Annotated in this window: 16 protein-coding genes; 10 read left to right on the top strand and 6 right to left on the bottom strand. The window is 59.1% G+C overall.

Going from position 1 to position 20,514, the window contains the following annotated elements:
• The first annotated feature begins 10 nt into the window (after positions 1-10).
• A complete protein-coding gene (locus tag HALTADL_RS13020; RefSeq protein ID WP_089673021.1) occupies positions 11-229 on the top strand; it encodes a hypothetical protein in 219 nt (72 codons plus the stop codon).
• Positions 230-367: 138 nt separating this feature from the next.
• On the opposite strand, the gene HALTADL_RS13015 is transcribed toward HALTADL_RS13020, so the two are convergent.
• The 4 genes from HALTADL_RS13015 to HALTADL_RS13000 form a co-directional block, all read right to left on the bottom strand.
• Positions 368-814 (bottom strand): GlcG/HbpS family heme-binding protein, encoded by a 447-nt coding sequence (locus HALTADL_RS13015; RefSeq protein ID WP_089673022.1) that lies wholly within the window; start codon positions 812-814, stop codon positions 368-370.
• 108 nt (positions 815-922) lie between these two features.
• A complete protein-coding gene (gene glpB / locus HALTADL_RS13010) occupies positions 923-2,296 on the bottom strand; it encodes a glycerol-3-phosphate dehydrogenase subunit GlpB (protein WP_089673023.1) in 1,374 nt (457 codons plus the stop codon).
• On the bottom strand, positions 2,286-3,986 hold the full coding sequence (glpA, locus tag HALTADL_RS13005; protein WP_089673024.1) for an anaerobic glycerol-3-phosphate dehydrogenase subunit GlpA: 1,701 nt from the start codon (positions 3,984-3,986) through the stop codon (positions 2,286-2,288). Before glpA ends, glpB begins: the two co-directional genes overlap by 11 nt.
• A gap of 134 nt (positions 3,987-4,120) precedes the next feature.
• Positions 4,121-5,464: a class II aldolase/adducin family protein gene (locus HALTADL_RS13000; RefSeq protein ID WP_245708441.1), complete on the bottom strand. Its 1,344-nt coding sequence runs from the start codon at positions 5,462-5,464 to the stop codon at positions 4,121-4,123.
• Positions 5,465-5,639: 175 nt separating this feature from the next.
• Here HALTADL_RS13000 and HALTADL_RS12995 point away from each other — a divergent pair, with 175 nt between their 5' ends.
• The 3 genes from HALTADL_RS12995 (at position 5,640) to HALTADL_RS12980 (ending at position 9,462) form a co-directional block, all read left to right on the top strand.
• Positions 5,640-7,151, top strand: coding sequence for an FGGY-family carbohydrate kinase (locus HALTADL_RS12995; RefSeq protein WP_089673025.1), 1,512 nt, complete (start codon positions 5,640-5,642; stop codon positions 7,149-7,151).
• A gap of 325 nt (positions 7,152-7,476) precedes the next feature.
• Positions 7,477-8,628 carry a galactonate dehydratase gene (dgoD, locus tag HALTADL_RS12985; RefSeq protein ID WP_089673027.1) on the top strand — a complete coding sequence of 384 codons (1,152 nt, stop codon included), beginning with the start codon at positions 7,477-7,479 and terminating at the stop codon, positions 8,626-8,628.
• 66 nt (positions 8,629-8,694) lie between these two features.
• The gene (locus HALTADL_RS12980) at positions 8,695-9,462 is read left to right on the top strand and encodes an IclR family transcriptional regulator (protein WP_162551731.1); all 768 of its coding nucleotides are present in this window, start codon (positions 8,695-8,697) and stop codon (positions 9,460-9,462) included.
• A 210-nt stretch (positions 9,463-9,672) separates the two neighbouring features.
• Here HALTADL_RS12980 and HALTADL_RS12975 read toward each other — a convergent pair whose 3' ends face one another.
• Both HALTADL_RS12975 and rdfA read right to left on the bottom strand, forming a co-directional pair.
• Positions 9,673-11,628, bottom strand: a complete 1,956-nt coding sequence (locus HALTADL_RS12975) for an archaea-specific SMC-related protein (RefSeq protein ID WP_089673029.1) — start codon at positions 11,626-11,628, stop codon at positions 9,673-9,675.
• A gap of 137 nt (positions 11,629-11,765) precedes the next feature.
• On the bottom strand, positions 11,766-12,386 hold the full coding sequence (gene rdfA / locus HALTADL_RS12970; protein WP_089673030.1) for a rod-determining factor RdfA: 621 nt from the start codon (positions 12,384-12,386) through the stop codon (positions 11,766-11,768).
• 278 nt (positions 12,387-12,664) lie between these two features.
• Here rdfA and HALTADL_RS12965 point away from each other — a divergent pair, with 278 nt between their 5' ends.
• The 6 genes from HALTADL_RS12965 to HALTADL_RS12940 all read left to right on the top strand — a co-directional run bounded on the left by HALTADL_RS12965 (position 12,665) and on the right by HALTADL_RS12940 (position 20,286).
• The gene (locus tag HALTADL_RS12965) at positions 12,665-13,561 is read left to right on the top strand and encodes an HpcH/HpaI aldolase/citrate lyase family protein (RefSeq protein ID WP_089673031.1); all 897 of its coding nucleotides are present in this window, start codon (positions 12,665-12,667) and stop codon (positions 13,559-13,561) included.
• A 274-nt stretch (positions 13,562-13,835) separates the two neighbouring features.
• Positions 13,836-14,588, top strand: coding sequence for a helix-turn-helix domain-containing protein (locus tag HALTADL_RS12960; protein WP_089673032.1), 753 nt, complete (start codon positions 13,836-13,838; stop codon positions 14,586-14,588).
• A 66-nt stretch (positions 14,589-14,654) separates the two neighbouring features.
• Positions 14,655-15,914, top strand: coding sequence for an MFS transporter (locus tag HALTADL_RS12955; RefSeq protein WP_089673033.1), 1,260 nt, complete (start codon positions 14,655-14,657; stop codon positions 15,912-15,914).
• Positions 15,915-16,057: 143 nt separating this feature from the next.
• Complete coding sequence (ggt, locus tag HALTADL_RS12950) at positions 16,058-17,647, top strand: gamma-glutamyltransferase (RefSeq protein ID WP_218143679.1); 1,590 nt, start codon at positions 16,058-16,060, stop codon at positions 17,645-17,647.
• A 288-nt stretch (positions 17,648-17,935) separates the two neighbouring features.
• On the top strand, positions 17,936-19,216 hold the full coding sequence (locus tag HALTADL_RS12945; RefSeq protein WP_089673050.1) for an urea ABC transporter substrate-binding protein: 1,281 nt from the start codon (positions 17,936-17,938) through the stop codon (positions 19,214-19,216).
• Positions 19,216-20,286: an acetamidase/formamidase family protein gene (locus HALTADL_RS12940; protein ID WP_089673035.1), complete on the top strand. Its 1,071-nt coding sequence runs from the start codon at positions 19,216-19,218 to the stop codon at positions 20,284-20,286. Before HALTADL_RS12945 ends, HALTADL_RS12940 begins: the two co-directional genes overlap by 1 nt.
• Positions 20,287-20,514 lie beyond the last annotated feature (228 nt).

The following is a 20,514-nucleotide window of genomic DNA, read 5'->3' as shown; positions in this document are numbered from 1 at the left end:
GTAGTTGAGTATGTTCGTCAACCTACCCAAACTCGACGCAGCAGCATCGATTGATGATTGGACACAGGCAGTCGCCGAACAGAACGACGTCGACGAGGCGGTCGTCGAAGCCATCGTGAACGAGGTTCAGGGCCGAGAGGACACCCAGACCCCGACCGAGACGCCGTGGGACTCCGAGAGTTCGGGCATGACCTACATGTGGCCGGCCAACGAGCACGGCGACTTCTAAGTCGTGCGCTATACCGGGCACTGTGCTAAACCGGGCGCAGACCTGAACCGGGCACTTTGACATCCTCCCCGCCGTGAACGGCGAGGCTTTCTCCTTGATTCTCCGTAAAAAATAGTCGACACGGGAGGAGTTCCGGGTTCAGTCCTGTTGGACGTCGACAGCACCGTCTTCGACAAGCTGGTTCCATTTGTCGACGCCAGCCTCGGCGACTTCCTGATCTTGGGAGACTGCGCCGCCGGAGACCCCAATAGTGCCGACAATCTCACCGTCGGCTTCGAGCGGATAGCCGCCGCCGAAGACGACCATTCGGCCCTCGTCGCGGGTATCGAGACCGTACAGTGAGTTGCCGGGCTCGCTCGGTTCGGCGAGTTCGTGAGTTGGCATATCCAGCGCGGCCGAGGTGTAGGCCTTGTTTTTCGAGATGTTGACCGACGCGAGCCACGCGCCGTCCATTCGATGTTGAGCGATGAGGTTGCCCTCGCTGTTGGCTACTGCGATAACCATCGGGTTGTCGATCTCCTCAGCCTTCGCTTGGGTTGCTTCGATGAGTTGCGTTGCTGTCGCCAGCGGGATAGATTCTACCATGCAAGTTGTAGATTATTTCAATGTAGTATAAGTGTTCGTATTTTCTCTATAATCAGAACATAAAAGTTGTCAGTCGACTCGATACTCGTCCGTCGACAGCTGTCGTCGCTACTGAGAGGTCGGCGTTTCTGTGCTTGGATCGGCAGCCATCCGCCCGGCGACGACAGCGGTAGCCAGCGAGACACCGCTAGCGGATTTCTCGCGGGCGATATCCGCACCGCCGACGACCGACCCAGCCGCATAGAGGTTCGCAAACTCCGGCTCGCCATTGGCATCAAGGGGTTGCATCGACGGGTTGGGTCGCACGCCGAACCGCGCGTAGGCGTGATCGCCGAAGGCGTCGTCGACGAACCAGTCATACCGATTGTCCGGCTGTGGAATATGGCAGTCGAACACCGGCTCACGAACCCGGTTTCGGTCGGAGTCGAGTCCCTTACCGACCAAGCCGCCGGTCGCCAACACGAACTGCTCGGCGCTGTAGGGTACCTCTCGTCCCTTGTGGTCGACCCAGACCGACTCGATGCAGTTGGGATCATCCGCCCGCGTCTCGTAGCCGACCACTGGGTTACCCGTGACGAACCGGACGCCTTCGGCGTCGAGTGCATCGTACAGTTGATCTTCGAGCCGGAGTCCGAGCAGGCTCGGCGGTCCCATCGGGATCTCAAAGACGTCGACGCCCAATCGGTCGCCGAGATCAGCCCGCACCTCGGCGGTGTGATCGTCGCCGAGCAGCGCGGGAAAGCCGACGCGCTCGGCATCACCGATATGCGGCTCGACGGCCTCAACGAGTGCCTGTCGAGCCGGTATCCCATCGATCCGCTCGTCGTGATCCAGAGCCTTGGCGAGTCGAGTTACCTTGGCGTCGGCGGGGAACGACTCAGCGAAGGCGATCTCAGCGCCAGTCACCTCGAAAGGAACGTCGGCCCGTTCGAGGCTGTCGGCAACCATCCCGGCGTCGAAATCAGTGAGCGAGCGAAAGCCAACGATAGCCATCGGTCGACTATCGCTGGCCAGCCCGGCTTCGACCGCGCGGGGATAGCGGGCAGTGGGTTTGATCGTCCCGCCGAAGGTCGGAACGAGCGCGTTTCGCTCGGTGTGGTCTCCGAGATACATGTCGCCGGTCATCTCGTCGAACAGCGCCAGCCCATCGCGGAGTGCCTCGGGGCCGAGAATCGAGTAGGGGTGGGACTCCGGAAGCTCGTCGAAACCATCAAACGGGCTGACGAGTGGCCCCGTATACTCGCCGCGAGTCGACCGCACGGTTCGGAAATCCTTCCGTCGTTGGGTGATCGCGTCGGCCTCGCGTGGCTCGCTGCGGGCGGGCACGTAGCCCAGTCCGTCGACCAGCCCCGAGGCCTGTCGGAGCGAGGTTCGCTTGTGACAGACCAGCCGTACGTCGGCTCCCTCGCGGGCGGCCGCAATCGCGCTCGTGATCCCGGCGAGGCCACCACCGACGACCAGCACCTCGCTTTCAATGGCCATGGCTCTCCTCCCTGATCGGTTCGGTGCGACCACTGTCGAAGGCGTCGTAGTCGACGCTCGGGCCACCGACCGCGGGGTCGGCGTCGTGGTTCATCGTCGTTGCGTGTAACAGATGATTGAGCATCGCTTGAGAGAGTTGTCGACCCCACAGCGTGTGGCGCTGGCCTTTCCAGCGCTCTTGATACAGTTCGTCGAGGGCGTCGCGGGCGTCGACCGCGTCGTGTTTCGGATAGATCTCCGCACTGATCCGGTGCGAACAGAGCCCGCCCTGACAGTTACCCATCGAGGCGCGGGTCCGAAGCCGAATCCCGTTGGGGTCCGCGCCCACGCCGTCGATGGCGTCCTGGATCTCCGCGCGGGTGACGGCTTCGCACTCGCAAACGGTGGGGTTCGGTCCATCGGTATCGAGGACTTCCTCTGCACGGTCGCCGAGACGCTGTTTGCTTCGGCGGGCAATCGGTGACCGAAGCCCGAAATCGTCCATCTGGTCTTCGAGCACCGAGATATCGCTACTTCCCGGGAGTGGTTCTTCGTGGGTTCGACACTCGGCGTCGACACCCAACACCTCACAGACGTGGTCAGTCGCGGATTCGGCCATCTCCCGGTAGGTCGTGAGTTTGCCGCCAACAATCGAGCTGAATCCCTCGATACCGTCGCGGTCGGCGTGATCGAGGACGAAGTAGTTCCGGGTTACGTCGCCGGATTCTTTGGTCGACTCGGGATCGGGGTCGTACAGCGGTCTGACGCCCCAGTAGGCCCGGATCATGCGGGCCTCGGCGGTGATCGGCACCATCTCGCTTGCGAGGTCGATCATCAGGTCGACCTCCCACTGTTCTTCGGGATAGTCATCGGGATCGTCGACCGGGTCGTCGTTCGCCCCGAGCAGGACGGTGGTTTCGTGCGGGATGATCGTATCGCCCTCTCCCTTGGGCAGACAGCGGTTGATCACGGTGTCGATCTGCCGGACGTTGGTGACGACCATCGCGCCCTTCGAGATCGCCATTTCGAGGTCGACATCCGCCATTTCGGCGATCTGGCTCGCCCACGCGCCGGTCGCGCTGAGGACGTAGTCGGCCGCGATGGTCTCTCGCTGGCCCTCGCTGCCCTCCCCGAGGTAGTTCGGACCCTGCCGCTCAATTTCGACGCCGGTGACCCGGCCGTCTTCGACGACGAGGTCGACCACTTCGGCGTGGGTTTCGACCCGTGCGCCGTGGTCGACGGCGTCGGCGGCGTTGGCCACACAGAGACGGAAAGGGTCGATGGCTCCGTCGGGCACGCGGATGGCACGCTTGACACGTTTTGTGAGGTGTGGCTCCTGTCTGCGGGCTTCCTCACCCGAAATAACCTCGGTCGGAATGTCGCACTCCGCACAGCCCTCCAGTTTCTGCTGGAAATACTCGTCGGAGTCGCCTTCGAGTTGGACAAAGAGACCACCGGTGTCTTCGATACAGTGGCCGGCGATCCGGTGGAGAACCCTATTTTCTTCCATACAGTCGACCGCGCTTTCCTGATCGCTGACGGCGTAGCGACCCCCGCTGTGGAGGTGGCCGTGGGTGCGACCGGTGGTGCCCTCGGTGAGGTTCCCGCGCTCGACGAGCGTTACGTCGAACCCCCGCATCGCAAGGTCGCGGGCGGTGCCCGTACCGGTCGCTCCGCCGCCGATAACGACGACTGAGTGAGTCATGTACATTCGAGGTTAGAGAGTGTCATCATAATTGTTGCGGCACTGCAACAGGATCGGTGTCGACTCGCGACGAGAGCCGCGGCTGAGAGGAACCCACAGATTGCCGGTCAACGCGTTGTTGCGATGGGTGTGTGGTTCGTTCAGTGGTCTTGCCCGTAGTCCGCGAAGCGGTCGAGCAGCGTGTCGATCTCCTCATTGGGCAGGAGGTTCGGTTCGCCGATGTTGCGGGCCTGATAGTGGATGCGGGCGCAGTATTCGACCATCAGCGCGACCTCGAAGGCTTCGTCGACAGTCTCGCCGGTCGCGAGGACGCCGTGGTTTTCGAGGAGGCAGGCGTTGTACTCGTCGCCGAGGGTTTCGAGGGCGACTTCGGCGAGTTCGGCCGTCCCATAGGTCTCGTAGGGTGCGACCGGGATCTGATCGCCCGCGAAGGCAATCAGGTAGTGGGAGGCCTCGATGGGTTCGTTGAGACTGGCGAAGGCGCTGGCGTACGGCGAGTGGTTGTGGACCACTGCGCCGACATCGTCGCGCTCCCGGAGGATGTCGGTGTGCATCCGAAACTCGCTGGATGGCTTGCGCTTGCCAGCGATGTGCTCGCCATGGAGGTCGACGACCGAGACGTCCTCGGCGGTGATCTCGTCGTATGGCATCCCCGATGGGGTGATCGCCACGAGATCACCGTTCTGGGAGCTGATGTTGCCGCCAGTGCCCTCGGTCAGGCCTTGGTGGAGCATCTTTCGACCGAACTCGCTGACGGCCTCGCGGTTGGATTGTAGGTCGGTGAGTCGGTCGGTCGACACGCTCACACCGGTATCCGGCTCGGCTCCCTCGTCGTCAGTCGACTGGCTCTGTCCGTAGTTCGCAAACCGGTCAAGCAAGGTGTCGATCTCCGCATCGTCGAGCAAACTTGGCACGCCGATAGAGAGTGCGTAGTAGTGGACGCGGGCACAGTACTCGACCATCAGCGCGACTTCGTAGGCCGCCTCCGCGGTGGGTCCCGTCGCAAGCACGCCGTGGTTTTCGAGGAGGCAGGCGTTGTACTCGTCGCCCAATGTTTCGAGGGCAACTTCGGCGAGTTCGGCAGTCCCATAGGTTTCGTACGGTGCGACCGGGATCTCGTCGCCGATGAAGGCGATGAGGTAGTGGGAGGGGCCGACCGCCTCACCGATGCTGGCGAAGGTGCTGGCGTACGGCGAGTGGTTGTGGACGACCGCACCGACGTCCTCGCGCTCCCGAAGGATGTCGGTGTGCATCCGGAACTCGCTGGAGGGTTTCCGGTCGCCCGAGATTTGGGTGCCGTCGACGTCGACGATTGGGACGTCGTCGGGTTCGATCTCGTCGTAGGCCATTCCCGAAGGACTGATCGCGACGTTACCGTCGTCGGTTTTGACGCTCACGTTGCCGCCGGTACCTTTCGTGAGTCCGTCCGCAAGCATTCGTTGGCCAAACTCACTGACTACCCGCTGGGCAGATTGGTCTGTCATGGTCCGTACATGCCCATTTGAGGAGGGGGATGATTAATCTATGCAGTCTTTATCTGTCATGATCGCTGCGAGAGCAGTCGACTACCTACTGAACGAATAACAATTCAAAAATTGATGTCCAGTAGACAGTAACCACATATAATTATATATCAGGGTTGTTCATTGCTAGTTGCGCATGAGCCGAGTACTCATCGGTGTCGACGCAGGCACCTCTAACCTGAAAGCCGCAGCATTCAATCTCGATGGCGAGCAGATCGAGATCGCAACAATCGAAAACCCAGTGGAAACGCCCCAGTCCGGGTGGCAAGTACAGAACATGACCACCAACTGGAAGAAGACGGCCACCGTCATCAGCGAGGTCGTCGAGGATATCGAGGACGACCACGAGATCCTCGGCATCGGGATCACCGGCCAAGGTGACGGCTGTTGGCTCATCGACGAGGAGGGCGATCCAGTTCGGGATGCAATCCTCTGGTCGGACGGTCGCGCCTCCGAAATCGTCGACGACTGGGTCGACAACGGGAAGGCCGACGTGATCCGGGAGGCCACCGGCACCGACATCTTCCCCGGTGTGACCCTGCCGATCATGCAGTGGCTGGTCGAAAACGAGCCCGAAACCCTTGAGGAAGCCGAGACGGTCTTTTACTGCAAGGACTGGCTAAAGTTCAAACTCACCGGCGAGCGAACGATGGACTATAGCGACGCGACGTTGCCGTTTCTCGACATCGAAACGCGGGAGTACTCCGAGGAGGTGCAAGAGTTGATCGACTTCGATGGTGTCGACGACCTGCTGCCGCGGCTCGCGCCGCCGACCGAGATCATCGGCGATGTGACTGGCGATGCCGCAGTCGAGACCGGGCTCCCCGAGGGGACCCCCGTGATTTCGGGCGTCTTCGACATCCCGGCCAACGCCATCGGCAGCGGCGCGGTCCAGCCCGGCGAGAGTTCCTCCATTGTGGGGACGACCTCGCTGAACCAGACCGTGCTGACCGAGCCACCCGAAGAGCTACTGGGTCGGGGCTTTACGCTCGCGGTCGACGAAGAGTTTTATCTCCGGTCGATGGCATCGATGGCGGGCACACCCAACATCGACTGGTCCTACGAGAACATCGCCAACAACCGGGAGTTCGCTGACGTCGAGAGCGAGATTGAGGAGCTCCCGGTCGGCTCCGAGGGACTGCTGTACCATCCGTATCTCAGCTCCTCGGGAGAGCGAAACCCGTTCCTCAAGACGAGTGCCCGCGCCCAGTTCATCGGGCTGTCGCCGGAACACGGCCAGAAACACATGATGCGGGCGATCTACGAGGGCGTCGCCTTGGCGATGCGTGATTCGTTCGAACACATCCAAGTAGAGTCCGACCGGATCATGATCGCTGGCGGCGGCTCCCGCTCCGACTTTTGGTGTCAGATGTTCTCCGATTGCCTTGACGCGCCCATTGTCCTCCCGGAGGGCGACGAACTCGGTGCGAAAGGTGCGGCTCTGCTGACCGGCGTCGCCCTCGGCGAGTACGACGACCTCGAAGCGGCGGTCGACCGGACCGTTCGGACCACGGATCGGTTCGAACCTGACCCGGAGAAAGTACCCAAATACGACGAGTGGTACGAGTTCTACCACGACGCCTATCAGGCGATGTTCGATGTCTGGGACGACCGCGTCGAGACGCTCAACCGCCTCCGCGACAAATAGACCAAGACCACGACGCCAGTCGACCTGTGATCCAGACAGAGGCACCCCCATCACACGAACCCCTGTAGGCCTCACTTGACGGATCCCTGTAGGTCTCACTTGACGGATCCCTGTAGGTCTCACTTGACGGATCCCTGTAGGCCTCACTTGACGGATCCCTGTAGGCCTCACTTGACGGATCCCTGTAGGCCTCACTTGACGGATCCCTGTAGGCCTCACCTGACCGCCACACACCCGACGTGATCGCTCGCTGTCGGCGGGCAACCGACAGTAGTCGACTCTCGGTCAGCACAACCTATTTCGTCGATAGCTTCGTTGTCGGCGTATGGAAATCACAGGCTACGAACTGTTTGCCGTGCCCCCACGGTGGCTGTTTCTCAAACTGGAGACAGACACGGGACTCTGCGGCTGGGGCGAACCCATCGTTGAGGGCCATGCCAAGACCACTCGCGCTGCTGTCGAGGAGATCCTCGACAACTATCTAATCGGCAACAACCCCATGGAGATCGAACGCCACTGGCAGGCGATGTACCGGGGGCGACATTTCCGTGGCGGGCCGGTTTTGATGAGCGCAATCGGCGGCATCGATCAGGCACTCTGGGATATCAAGGGCAAACGGTACGACGCGCCGGTGTACGAACTGCTCGGCGGGCGGGCCCGCGACCGGATTCGGGTCTATCAGTGGATCGGCGGCGACACGCCAGAAGAGATCGCCGACGCGGCCGAAGCCGCGGTCGACAACGGCTACCGAACGCTGAAGCTCTCGGCGGTCTCGCAGTTCCGGCGGATCGACTCACCGGCGGCAGTCCACCACGCCCGTGACCGACTGGCAGCAGTCCGACAGCGAGTTGGCGACGAGATCGATATCGGCGTCGACTTCCGCGGCCGAGTAACGAAAGCGATGGCCGACTGGGTGGCCGCCGAACTCGATCAGTACGATCCAATGTTCTATGAGGAGCCCGTGCTGCCGGAGCACGCAGACGCCCTCGGTGACATTGCCTCCAGCACGAAGGTTCCGCTGGCTATCGGCCAGCGGCTCTACTCGCGGTGGGATTTCGCACCCCTGATCGAGGACGGCGTGGTCGACATCATCCAGCCGTCGCCCTCACATGCGGGCGGCATCTCTGAGGTCCGGAAGATCGCGAGCAGTGCCGAGAGTGCTGATATCCTGCTGTCACTGCACTGTCCGCTCGGACCGATCTCCTTTGCAGCCTGTATCCAACTGGATATGGTGACACCGAACAGCATCGTTCAGGCCCAGAGCCTCGATATCGACCAGCCAGCCGACAACGAGCTACTGGACTATCTCGACGAACCTGGGGTTTTCGAGTTCGCCGATGGCTACGTCACTCCCCCGGAGGGCCCCGGTCTGGGAATCGAAGTCGACGAAGCAGTTGTCCGGGAGCAGGCCCAGTCCCAAATCAACTGGCAGAACCCGATCTGGTACCACGACGACGGGAGTATCGCCGAGTGGTAGGCTCTCGATAGCTCCTGATTCGCTATTAGTGAACAAATTTATATGCAGTTGTCGGGACCTCTTTGTATGGTAGACGGCTCAGATCTCCCGGTGGCGGCGACACAGACGAGTGTTCGGATACTCGAGACGCTCATCGACCTCGATGGCGGTGGTGTCACTGCGGTTGCCGAGGCGCTCGGTCGGTCGAAAAGCTCGGTCCACAACCATCTGGAGACGCTGACCGGCCTCGGCTTCGTCGTCAAAGACGACCACGAGTACCGTGTCAGTCTTCGGTTCCTGCACATTGGATCATATGCACGCCAGCAGTACCCGATTTATACTGCTGGGATCGACGAGGTCGTACAGCTGTCGACTGCCGCAAACTGTTCGGCCGGGATCGTCGTGCTTGAAGCCGACAGCGTCATCTGTCTCCATCATCGCCTCGGTCCGAACACCGGGACACCGCGAGTCGGTGCTGGCGACCAGTTGCCGCTCCACACAGCCGCCGGGAAGGCGATTCTCGCGGCGCTGCCGGAGGCCCGCCGTGAGGACCTGCTTGCGGACCACGCGTTCGACGCCGGAACCGAACAGTCCTATTCGAGCCGGGCAGAACTGGATGCCGAGCTACAAACCGTCACCGCACGTGGTCTCGCAGTCGACCGCGAGGAGTGGTATCCCGATATGCGAGGGATCGCGGCAGCCGTTGAAGCTCCCGATGGCTCCGTTCGAGGCGCAATCTATGTGCTAACTGACACGGAGAGTCTCTCGGGCAAACGATTTCAGCAAGACCTTCCCGGACTTGTCATCAGTTCGGCAACCCAGATCCAGAACACGCTCCGAGAGTCCGAAAACTGAAAATCGGCAGCGCCTCGAAACTGTGTTCGGTATTTGCGAACCGAAACAATCCATACCGGACGCCTCTCTCTGCACGTTTAAATAAAGCTCGAATCTCACATTATTAATACTGCTATATTATTCGGCAATACCGAATTTGGTTTGGCGGGGTCACCGCCGACCCCGAATAGGAACTTGTCGTTCTATCGCCGACAGTACCGAGTAGTGGTGTTAGATCGATTCGATTCGGGGGTAGCTGTCGTCGAGCGCTCGTGCGTCTTCTTCCAGCAGTGCAACGACGAGGTAGTCGGAGTAGCCACCGAGGTAGTCGACGAGCCGTGCGATACGGTCGGCGTCGATGGCCTCCACGGAGTCCAGCAGCATGAACGGAACGTGGTCGTACACCTCGTGAACGAGATAGCCAGCTAACGCGAACACGAGGCCGGTGAGTTCCCGCTCACTTTCGCTGAGATGGTCGACCACGTCCTCGTAGACCGTCCCCGAGTCAGTGCTGCGGACCACGTGTAGCTCGAACTGGTCTTTGCTGATCTTGCGTCGACCCTCTCGTACTTCCTTTTCGGTGCGTTCGATCCAGATCCGTTCGAGGTTGTCGTAGCCGAGTCGATCCAAGAGGGAATCCATATGGGAGTTGAACTCGTCGACGGCGTCGGTTTGAAGATCCTCGATCTTCGTTCTGAGCCCTGCAAGCTCCGAACTGAGCTGCTCTCGCTGGGCTTCGAGATGGTCGCGGTCGTCGAGTTGCGATTCGATGTCGGAAATTTCGGCCTCGATGCTCTCGAGATCAGCCGTAAGCTGCTCGATTTCGACTTCGATCCGACTCGTCTCCTTTTGAAGGTCGAGTATCTCGCTTTGTTCGACGTTCTCGAAAGCGTCGACCTCGGATTCGAGTGTGTCAATCCGCGTCTGTATGTCGGCTTGCTGTGCTTCGAGGCCGTCTAGTTTCGCTGTGCGATCATCGATTTCTCTCTCGACGTCTGCAAGTTGCTGCTGAAGTCGATCATGGGTCTGTTGTGCCTGTTCAAGTGATGATTTCTCGGCTTCCAACTCGTCGACTTGGTCTTGGAACGTCTGTCGCTGGTCCATCTTGTCGTTCCGTATCGCCCGGAGTTCGTCGAGCGTCGAGTCGATCTGTGTCGTCTCAACGTTACTGCCGCAGGTCCAGCAGGTGACCTCGGTCGAATCACTCACCAGTTGCTCGGTGATCTCACTCCCAGACGATTCAGGATCATCATCCAAGGTCTGGAGAGATGACGGCTGGTCTTCCGCAAGGAACTCCTCGTTGAACTGGATAACGGACTGCAGATCACTGACAGTCGAATTGATCTGCTGAATCTGTCCGCGGAGATGCTGAACTTCCCCGTCGATCTCCGAGATCCGTGACTCAGGGACTGCGTCGTACTCGGCTACCTGTTCGGCGATCTCATTTCGATCAGTTCGGAGACTCTCGATACTCTCCCGTTCGGAGTCGATCCGCCTCTCGATCCGCTGGCGCTCCTGCCGTGCCTGACTCAGTGCATCGAGCTTCGATTCGTATGCGTCCTTCTGTTCGCGGGTCTCGTCGACGGTGGTATCCAGCGATTCGATTTGACTGTTCTTTGCAGCCAACTCGGATTTCTTCTCGGCGATCTCGTCTTCGAGTGCGTCCCGGTCGGCCTCCAGCGTCGGGAGCTGTTCTTCGAGCGAATCGAGCCGCTGTAGCTGTGTGTCGATCTCTTCACGCTCGGACTGGCGCTCCTCGATCTCCCGCTCGATTGCCGCCGTGTCGACCGGTCGCATCAGTATTTCGCGGAGGTTATCCCCGCGTGCGACCGCCTGACGAGCCTCGTTGTCCTCAAGCAGGAAGGCAAACAGGTCGGCGAGAATCGGATCGTCGAGATACGGCTCTCCGTCGTACGAAACCACACCGTTTCGTCGGCTGATCGTGCGTGTGTACTGCTGGTCTCCGCTCGAAAGTGTGACCTGTCCCTGATCGGCATCCGCCTTGAGTGTCGCCTGCTCGCTTCCGCAGACGGCCATGAGCGCCTGCAGAAACGAAGTCCGGTTCGTCGCGTTTTTGCCAGCGAGAACGTTCACACCGGAGTGCAGAGTCAGCGATGACTGATCGATCCCACCGATGTTGGTGATCTCGATCTGAGTAGCCTGTTGATCGGGACGTGTGTGACTCATTCTTCAACACCTACAGGATGAATTTATTAAAAGGTTGGTTTACTGTCCGCTATTATGACGTCTCTATGGCTGTCATACCTATTTCATACTCTACTCGTGAGACTCACAGCTACGTTTTCAGACAGCTGTTGTGTGTCTCAGGAGGTGTCGCACTGACAGCGACCACGGTCGACCAAGGTTGGCAGATCGAACTGTCGACCACAGTCAGTACACTGGATCTGAACCGAAGACAGCACCTGAAACTCTCCCAGATCGAGACGGTCCCTGTTTTGGAGTGTCGACACCGTCTGTTCGGTTACGGCTTGCTGTCGACTGTTGAGTCGTTGGAGTTCTTCGAGCCGCCGGTCGACGATCTCATCGGGATCGGGTTCGTCGTAGCTCTCCTGGCGGTGTTTCGTTAGATAGGTGTGGATCGCCTGTCGACTGACGAAATCCGACTCCAGAGTCTCGGTATCGACCCCATATTCACCCAGTCGGTTTTTCACTTGAATCCGCGTTCCGCTGGTCACCTCGTCGTCAGTAAGCAAGCGATACATGTTCTCGATTTCTCCGGGAAGCACGTCGATTCGCTGCTGGTCGAGCCGTGCTTCGAGCAACTGCCTGTTGAAGTAGTCCGCGAGGTCGCGGAGACTCATACGGTTGGCTTCGGCTGTCCACCGCTCTACTAACTCATCCCCGACCTCTGCAATGGTATCGTCGCTGAGAAGACGTGCTACTTTTCCGGTTCGACCGGACGCAGCGTTCGGTGTCGTATCCATTGTCTATGGGTTGGACTAGGTGTTTAAAAATGATTGTGACGTGGTGGGGACAGTGTCCGGTAGCTTCCGACGTAGATTGCCGACAACAGGTCGACGGAGAGTGTTGGGTGGAAGTCGAAGACGACTCATCGCACGGTATCTATGACAACTCTAATATCGTCATAGGAAGGGTCGACAAATCGGTACTCGGAATCCGTGTCCAAGATGGTCACGCTGAATTGGACTCATCCTCACACAGGTGCCAGTACGTTTATTTTCCTTCCATCTCTACAGCGGATATGTTGAACGAAAACACGCTTCGGCGGTCGCAGTTGGGGATCCCGGGCAACGAGTCCCGACTTGTCGGGGAGGCCATGGGGAGTGCGGCCGACGAAATATTCCTCGATCTCGAAGATTCGCTGGCACCCGGCGAAAAGCAGTCGGCACGGTCGGAACTCATCGACATCGTCGAGGCCCATTCGTGGACCGACAACGTTCTCAGCTATCGGATCAACGGGACCGACACGCGCTGGTGGTACAACGACATTATCGAGGTCGTCGAAGCTGTCGGCGAGACCATCGATACGCTCATCGTACCAAAAGTAAGCGGGCCAGCGGACATCCAGACGGTTGCGACACTGCTCTCATCAGTCGAGACCAACATGGGGGCTGACAGTGGCCCAATCGGACTCAGCGCCCAGATCGAAACGGCCGAGGGGATGGACTCGATTACGGAGATCGCCCATGCGTCCGAGCGACTCCAAGCGCTCATCTTTGGCCCGGCTGATTATGCGGCCTCTATCGGTGCGTCTCACGGTGCCGCGGAGTATCCGGGACACTACTGGCACTACCCGCTGTCGCGGGTCTCACAGGCGGCCGCAAGCGCCGGGTTGCTTGCTATCGGCGGTCCACATACGGACCCACACGATTCACAAGGGTTTCAGGAGGCCTGTACTGCTGAGAGCGCCCTCGGCTATGACGGCAAAATCGTCATCCATCCGGACCAAATCGAGACTGTCAACCGCGTGTTCTCGCCAACCCCCGAGGAGGCCGACCGGGCCCGCCGAATCGTCGACAACTACGAGTCGACGGCCTCAAACGATGTCGCCGCCATCGATGGCAAAATAATCGATCAAGAGATGTATCAGATGGCCAAACGAATTGTGTCGAAAGCAGAGCAGTCGAATCAACTGTAATCCGCGTTGGAATTATCGTAGTGTTCTATCCTCGCAAACACATTTGTCAAACAGACTGCTGTTCGAAACTGGTTTCTGCCAGCCCACACGGTTCGTTTCAAGAGTTGATTGGGTGAATCAACCATCAGCTCCTGTTTTTCTGGACGAACCGCGGAATAGTTGCGTCGCGCAGTTCACAGGGTTCGTGGGTGTGGTGCTACTGTTCTACTGTGTAGAACACAGATGTGAGGAGAGACCCACAATAATTATACCAATCACCGTGCGAAGAGATACCATGACCTACGAAGCGAACCGGCCCGTGAAAACGAGTCTCAAGACGTTTGCAATAATAGAACAGTTGAGCCGAACGGACAGGGTACGTGTCTCCGATCTCGCAGCGGACCTGGAGACGAGCAAGGGCATCATCCACAACCACCTAAGTACACTCCGGGAACTCGGCTACGTTCGGAAAGCCGATGACGGCTACCAGCTCTCGCCGAAACTACTACGCGTTGGGTTTCGGACCCGGTCTAACTCTCGGCTCTACACGTTTGCTCATGACTTCCTTGCAGCCTTCGCCAATCAGTTCGAGACGAGCGTTCTATTGGTTGAAACCGCCGGCTCCGACTGTGTCGTTGTCGACACCCACGATATTCCGGATACCACAGTCGACGTCGGCACAGCGATCCCGAGGTCGACGTCGCTTCCGGGGCAGGCGATCTCGGCGCAGAACGAGACCATCGACCACGGTGAGTCAGTCTCCAACGACACGGGTGCGATGGGCGACTCCCTCGACGAGCAGGGGTACATCGTCGGCCCACTCTCCGATGAGATCACACACCGCTGTGTCGCCGCCCCGATAGTCGACGATGCGGACGATTGCTATGGCTGTCTCGCGGTACTGCTCCCTACGGAGCTGTCGGACCAACAGCGACAACGGATTACTGAGGCAACCGTTCGCCTCCGAGAACGGATCGAAACCCGATTTCGCTCGGGGTGGGACGACACCAGATCCTTTGCCACCGAGAAACACTCCTGGATCGAGTAGCTCTGGTCGAACGATAGCCCAAAAATATTAAATACTGCGGGTTGATCTCCAACTGTATCCAACAAGATGAACGATAACTCCCGCTCGGTAGTCTTATTCACCGGAATATCCCATGCAATCGTCCATACCTACGAGCTCTCGATACCAATTTTGGTCGTTATTTGGCTCATGGAGTTTCCAGTGTCGACGGCGATACTGGGCGGCGTGGTGTCGATAGGCTACGCGCTGTTCGGCATCGGCGCGCTTCCCGGTGGCATCCTCGCTGATCGGTTCGGATCGCGAACGCTCATCTTGACCTGTCTCGGTGGAATGGGACTTTCTTTCGCTCTGCTGAGCTTCGCCGACGGGATCGTGACCATCGCCATTGCGCTGGCTGCGTGGGGGATCGCCGCAAGTGTGTATCACCCCTCCGGGCTCGCACTCATCTCAACCAGTGTCGAAAACCGGGGCTCCGCATTTGCCTACCACGGCATGGCAGGGAACATCGGCATCGCCTTCGGCCCACTGATTACGGCACTGCTGTTGATCACCTTCGACTGGCGGATCGTTACCAGACTGTTGGTGATCCCTGCAGTGATCGCTATCGGCTACGCCATGACTACCGAGTTCGACGAGACCGCAGCCGTCAGCGTCGACGGTGGGACCGAGGAGTCGAAATCGATGTCGCTGTCGGAGTTCATCGGGAGTAGCCGCGCGCTGTTTACCGCAGGGTTCGCCCTGGCGATGGTCATCGTGATGATGAACGGGCTGTTCTACCGGGGGATGTTGACGTTCCTCCCCGAAGTGTTCGACCAGTTCCTTCCGCCAGTCACCGACTTCGTTCAGCTGTTCGAACCCGGGAGTCCGATGGCCGAGGAGTTCACGCTCTCGTCGTATCTCTACGTCGCCCTGTTGACTATCGGGATCGCTGGCCAGTACGTCGGCGGCAAACTGTCGGATCGGATCCCGTCGACGACCGGGCTGGCAGTCGTCTTCGGAAGCCTCGTGGCTGTTACCATCGCCTTCGTGCCAGCAGCGAGAGGCGGCGTCACGACGCTGCTCATCGTGAGCGCGTTGTTGGGATTCCTGTTGTTCGCCCTGCAACCGTTGTATCAGGCGACTATTGCCGATCACAGCCCACCGGACGGACGAGGGCTCTCCTACGGCTACACGTACCTCACGTCGTTCGGGGTGGGTGCGACGGGAGCAGCCATCGCGGGCTACCTGCTGTCGGTGACCTCCGTCGACGGCACCTTCCTCGCGCTGGCAGCGTTCCCCGCTCTTGGGTGTGTGTTTGCCCTCGTTCTGAGTCGACGCGGGAGTCCGAAACAGGCAGTCGACGCATGATGGATGGTGTTGCGACCAAGGCCACTCCGTACCGGGCGGACGATTGTATAGCCGAAGAGACCATGACCTAACAGTACCAGAGACAATTCATGTATGATCAAACGCGAACCGGGCGCCCCCCGACGAGAGCACAGCACGGACTCGTGACGAGTCCCCACTACCTTGCGAGCAGTACGGGCACCGACATCCTTCGGAACGGTGGCTCGGCAGTCGACGCGGCCATCGCGACCAACGCGACGCTCTGTGTGGTCTACCCACACATGGCTGGATTGGGCGGCGACGGCTTCTGGCTGATCGCTGACGGTGACGATGACGTCGAGGGGATCAACGCCAGTGGCCCCGCTGGCCAACAAGCAACCCGCAGCTACTACGAGGAGCTGGGGTACGACGAGATTCCCGAGCGTGGTAGCGCCTCGGCACTGACCGTACCCGGGGCCGTCGACGGCTGGCGACTTGCCCACGAGAAACACGGCAATCTCCCGTGGGAGCGGCTGTTCGAGGACGCTATTACGCATGCCCGCGATGGATTCGCGATGACCGCCGATTTCACTCGCTGGATCAGTCTTGACGTCGATGTCCTCAGCGAGCAGTCGACCACAGCCGAGACGTTTCTCACGGACGAATCGGCTCCCGAGACTGGGACCCTGCTCCGCCAGCCAGCGCTCGCTGACTCGCTCGAACTGATCGCCCAACAGGGACCCCGTGAGGGATTCTACGAGGGACCGCTTGCCGAGGCGTTCTGCGAGGGAATCGGCGAGGAGTCGCCGTTGATGGCGACGGATTTGAGCCAGTACCATGCCGAGTGGGTCGAGCCACTCAGTGTCGACTACCGGAATGTCACTATCCACTCGTTCCCGCCGAACACACAGGGAATCGCTGCACTCCAGATCCTCGGCCTGCTCGATGGCTTCGATGTCGACTCGTGGGGCGACGGCACCGCCGACTACTACCATCATATGGCCGAAGCCGTCAAGATCGCGTTTGCGGACCGCGATGCGTGGGTAACCGATCCCGAGACGGTTGACATGCCAGTCGAACAGTTGCTCTCGGCGTCGTATCTCGACGAGCGCCGGACGCTAATCGAACCCGACAGCTCGCTTCCGGCTGCCGTCGAACCGGGGCTGACACCCGATGGAGTGACGCCACAGACACAGGACCCCGGCGGTGACACCTGCTATCTCTCGGTGGTCGACAGCGACGGGCTGGCGGTCTCGATGATCCAGTCGATTTATTTCGACTTCGGCAGTGGCATGATCGCTGGCGACACCGGGATCATCCCCCAAAACCGCGGCTCGTTCTTCTCGCTCGATGCGGATCATATCAACAGCCTCGAACCCGGCAAGCGAACGTTCCACACGTTGATTCCCTCGATGCTAACGCGGGACGGCAAACCGTGGCTCGTCTACGGAACGATGGGTGGGGAGGGCCAGCCCCAGACGCAGGCCGCGCTCGTCTCCCGTATCGTCGACTTCGGTTACGACGTCCAGCAGGCCATCGAAGCCCCACGCTGGCTCTTTGGCCGGACGTGGGGCGATGAATCCCGGTCGCTCTCGCTGGAAGGACGGATCCCGGACGGCGTGGTCACTGAACTCCAGCGACGGGGCCAGCCGGTAGCGATGGCTCGCCGCTTCGACGACACGATGGGCCATGCTGCGGCGATCCGGCTCCACGAGGACGGCACACTTGAAGGCGGCGCTGATCCACGGGGTGACGGCGCGGCAATCGGCTACTGAGGTCGACTGCCGGGAGTCTCCGTTATATCCGATTGTTAACTTGGTGTCTGGCAAACTGTGACCGGGATCGTTCACGTTTAGAAACCGACCCATGCGAGTAACAAGTGGAACCGATGTGACACCAGAGATACAGTTAGGATTAATAAAACACATAATACGATTTTTATCCCTACATATCAAAACTTTATGTGCGCTTCCTCCAACATACAAAAAATTTTATGTATATCTTTGCAATACTTGCGATATAACTCATATGTTTATAGGTGTATTGTCTAAAAAAGGATGGATATGAAGTCCAATTCGGTTAATAGACGTACGTTTGTAAAAACAGCGGGCGCAGCAGGCATCACAGTATCAATTGCTGGCTGTTCAGGGGGAGGAAGCGATGATTCCGATACAATCAAAATTGGGATACTAGAAGATCAATCCGGTAACTTTTCCATCAACGGCCTTCCCAAGTACAGGTCGAGCGTTCTCGCAATCGAGGAGATTAATGAGGCAGGCGGAATCCTCGGCCGAGAGGTCGAATACGTGGCTCCCGACCCGCAGTCCAACGTCCAGCGGTACAGAGAGTTAGCAGAACAACTCATACTTCAGGACGACGTTGATATGCTCACTGGAGCGTTCGCCAGTAATACGCGTGAAGCGATCCGGCCGACGGTAAATGAAGAGGAGCAACTCTATTTCTATTCGAATGAGTACGAGGGTGGGCTCTGTGACAACACCACGTTTGCGATCGGATCTATTCCTGAACAACAGTACGGAACACTGATTCCGTACATGATCGACGAATTCGGTCCTGAGGCGTACATCATCGCGGCCGATTACAACTTCGGACAGCTCTCTGCGGACTGGATCAGGGCGTACGTCGAGGAAAACGGTGGGGAAGTAGTTGGCGAGGAGTTCCCTCCGCTTTCCGTTTCCCAGTACGGATCGAGTATCAACAGAATCCAAGATGCGGATCCGGATTTCTTGGCGACTGTGCTGGTTGGTTCGAACCAATCTGCCTTCTTTACCCAAGCCGAAAACCTCGGTCTCGACGTTCCGATGGCAAGCTCGGTGAACCTCTCACAGAGCTACGAGCACGTTCGGTTCGATCCACCGACGATGGAGGGAATGCACTCGGCAGTTTACTACATGGAAGAGATACCGACCGACCGGAACCAGGACTTCGTCGACCGGTTCTACGATCGCTGGCCCGACAACGAGTATATCGCCCAGATGGCTATGAGTCCATACGTGACTCTCCAGCTATACAAACAGGCCGTCGAAGAAGCCGGAACGGTCGACCAACAGGAGGTCATTTCGGTTCTCGAAGAGGGGATGGATGTCGAGGCACCGTCCGGCGATCTCAGCCTGAAAGGCTCGACACACCACATGAGCCACAACATGCGGCTGGCGAGGGTCGAAGAGGATCACTCTATCTCGTTCATCGAGAGCGATATCGTCGAACCGTCCTTCCTCGAAGAGGCGATCGGATGTGACCTCACCGAGCAGTCGGACACGACCCAGTACAGTCTCGAAGACGCGGACGACTTCCGTAGCTACATCGGCAACAACAGCTTCTGATGAGTTCGAATACCCCAACACGAAGCCCACGTCGCGCCGTCGACGCTGAAAAACACGAGATCAAAGCCACCCCGGAGACAGTCAACTGGGGGTTCTTTGATAACTCCCAAGAACCGGTTGCACGCGTTGAATCGGGTGATATCGTGCGGATCGAAACCGTCTCCCACCACGCCGGAGACGCCCCCGACCTGATGATGGATGAGGGAGTACGGGAGATTTACGACGAGATCGATCAGGAAGACCGAGGCCCCGGCGTTCACGTCGTGACCGGCCCGATTCACATCGAGGGTGCAGAACCCGGTGACGTACTCGAGTGTCGGATCCTCAATCTCGAACCACGACTGCCGTACGGCAGTAACGTGAGTGCGAACTGGGGGCTGTTGTACGACGAGTTCGATGAAACGGAGTACGTGACGGTCTATGAGGTTGATCAGGAAACCCACACGGCACGAGCGTGTTTCCAATACGAGTATCCGGATCTCTACGATACCCCCGGTCGCGTCGTCGACCCCGAGTCGGTCGACCGGCACCCTGTCTTGGAGGACGTTCGGATCCCCGTGCGGTACCACTTCGGAACGGCTGGCGTTGCACCGGCCGAGGATGGCTGTATCGACTCCGTTCCGCCGGGCGTATTCGGCGGCAACGTCGACAACCGACATTTCACTGTCGGGACCTCGATGTATTATCCCGTCCAAGTTGAGGGAGGATTGTTCACCGCTGGCGACTCCCACATTGCCGAGGGTGACGGTGAAATATCTGGGACCGCAATCGAAGCACATGTCGATGCTGTCGTCCAATTCTTCGTCAGGGATGACCTCGATATCACGACACCAGTGTTGGAAACAAACGACCACTGGATGATACATGGGTTCGATGAAGACCTAGACGAAGCGACACGGAACGCCGCAATCGAAACGGTCGACTTCCTGCAAAACAACAAAGGGCTATCCGAAACCGAGTCGTACTCCCTCCTGAGCGTCGCCGGGGATTTCCAGTCCACGCAGGTCGTCAACGGGGTCAAAGGAATGCACTGTAAAGTACCGAAGGATATCTTCCCACGTGATACATGATTTGTGGTAATACTGTCTGGTTGAGGACTACTCCGGTCGGTGCTCGATTATGTGACGATTGCGGTCGTCGCTGGCGGGCATAATAGTGTGAACTGAGAATAACTGTGGCGAACGGTCGACCGACTGCCTACCGACGAACGATGGCAGCAGTCGATCCGAGCTTCGAGTGGTTGAATCCGTGTTTCGATCGGATTTCGGTCCGGATATCTACGTCGACCACTGACTGAA

Source organism: Halohasta litchfieldiae (assembly GCF_002788215.1).
Classification (GTDB): Archaea; Halobacteriota; Halobacteria; order Halobacteriales; family Haloferacaceae; genus Halohasta; species Halohasta litchfieldiae.
The sequence above is the reverse complement of the archived record's forward strand: the minus strand, read 5'-3'. Positions and strand labels throughout refer to the sequence as shown.

Excerpts from the sequence above, each read along its gene's own strand:
- HALTADL_RS12940 (WP_089673035.1), top strand. The coding sequence starts at position 19,216 with ATGAGTTCGAATACCCCAACACGAAGCCCACGTCGCGCCGTCGACGCT.
- glpB (WP_089673023.1), bottom strand. The coding sequence starts at position 2,296 with ATGGCCATTGAAAGCGAGGTGCTGGTCGTCGGTGGTGGCCTCGCCGGG.
- HALTADL_RS12955 (WP_089673033.1), top strand. The coding sequence starts at position 14,655 with ATGAACGATAACTCCCGCTCGGTAGTCTTATTCACCGGAATATCCCAT.
- HALTADL_RS13020 (WP_089673021.1), top strand. The coding sequence starts at position 11 with ATGTTCGTCAACCTACCCAAACTCGACGCAGCAGCATCGATTGATGAT.
- HALTADL_RS13000 (WP_245708441.1), bottom strand. The coding sequence starts at position 5,464 with ATGACAGACCAATCTGCCCAGCGGGTAGTCAGTGAGTTTGGCCAACGA.
- dgoD (WP_089673027.1), top strand. The coding sequence starts at position 7,477 with ATGGAAATCACAGGCTACGAACTGTTTGCCGTGCCCCCACGGTGGCTG.
- HALTADL_RS13015 (WP_089673022.1), bottom strand. The coding sequence starts at position 814 with ATGGTAGAATCTATCCCGCTGGCGACAGCAACGCAACTCATCGAAGCA.
- rdfA (WP_089673030.1), bottom strand. The coding sequence starts at position 12,386 with ATGGATACGACACCGAACGCTGCGTCCGGTCGAACCGGAAAAGTAGCA.
- HALTADL_RS12945 (WP_089673050.1), top strand. The coding sequence starts at position 17,936 with ATGAAGTCCAATTCGGTTAATAGACGTACGTTTGTAAAAACAGCGGGC.
- HALTADL_RS12960 (WP_089673032.1), top strand. The coding sequence starts at position 13,836 with ATGACCTACGAAGCGAACCGGCCCGTGAAAACGAGTCTCAAGACGTTT.
- HALTADL_RS12965 (WP_089673031.1), top strand. The coding sequence starts at position 12,665 with ATGTTGAACGAAAACACGCTTCGGCGGTCGCAGTTGGGGATCCCGGGC.
- HALTADL_RS12980 (WP_162551731.1), top strand. The coding sequence starts at position 8,695 with ATGGTAGACGGCTCAGATCTCCCGGTGGCGGCGACACAGACGAGTGTT.
- HALTADL_RS12975 (WP_089673029.1), bottom strand. The coding sequence starts at position 11,628 with ATGAGTCACACACGTCCCGATCAACAGGCTACTCAGATCGAGATCACC.
- glpA (WP_089673024.1), bottom strand. The coding sequence starts at position 3,986 with ATGTACATGACTCACTCAGTCGTCGTTATCGGCGGCGGAGCGACCGGT.
- HALTADL_RS12995 (WP_089673025.1), top strand. The coding sequence starts at position 5,640 with ATGAGCCGAGTACTCATCGGTGTCGACGCAGGCACCTCTAACCTGAAA.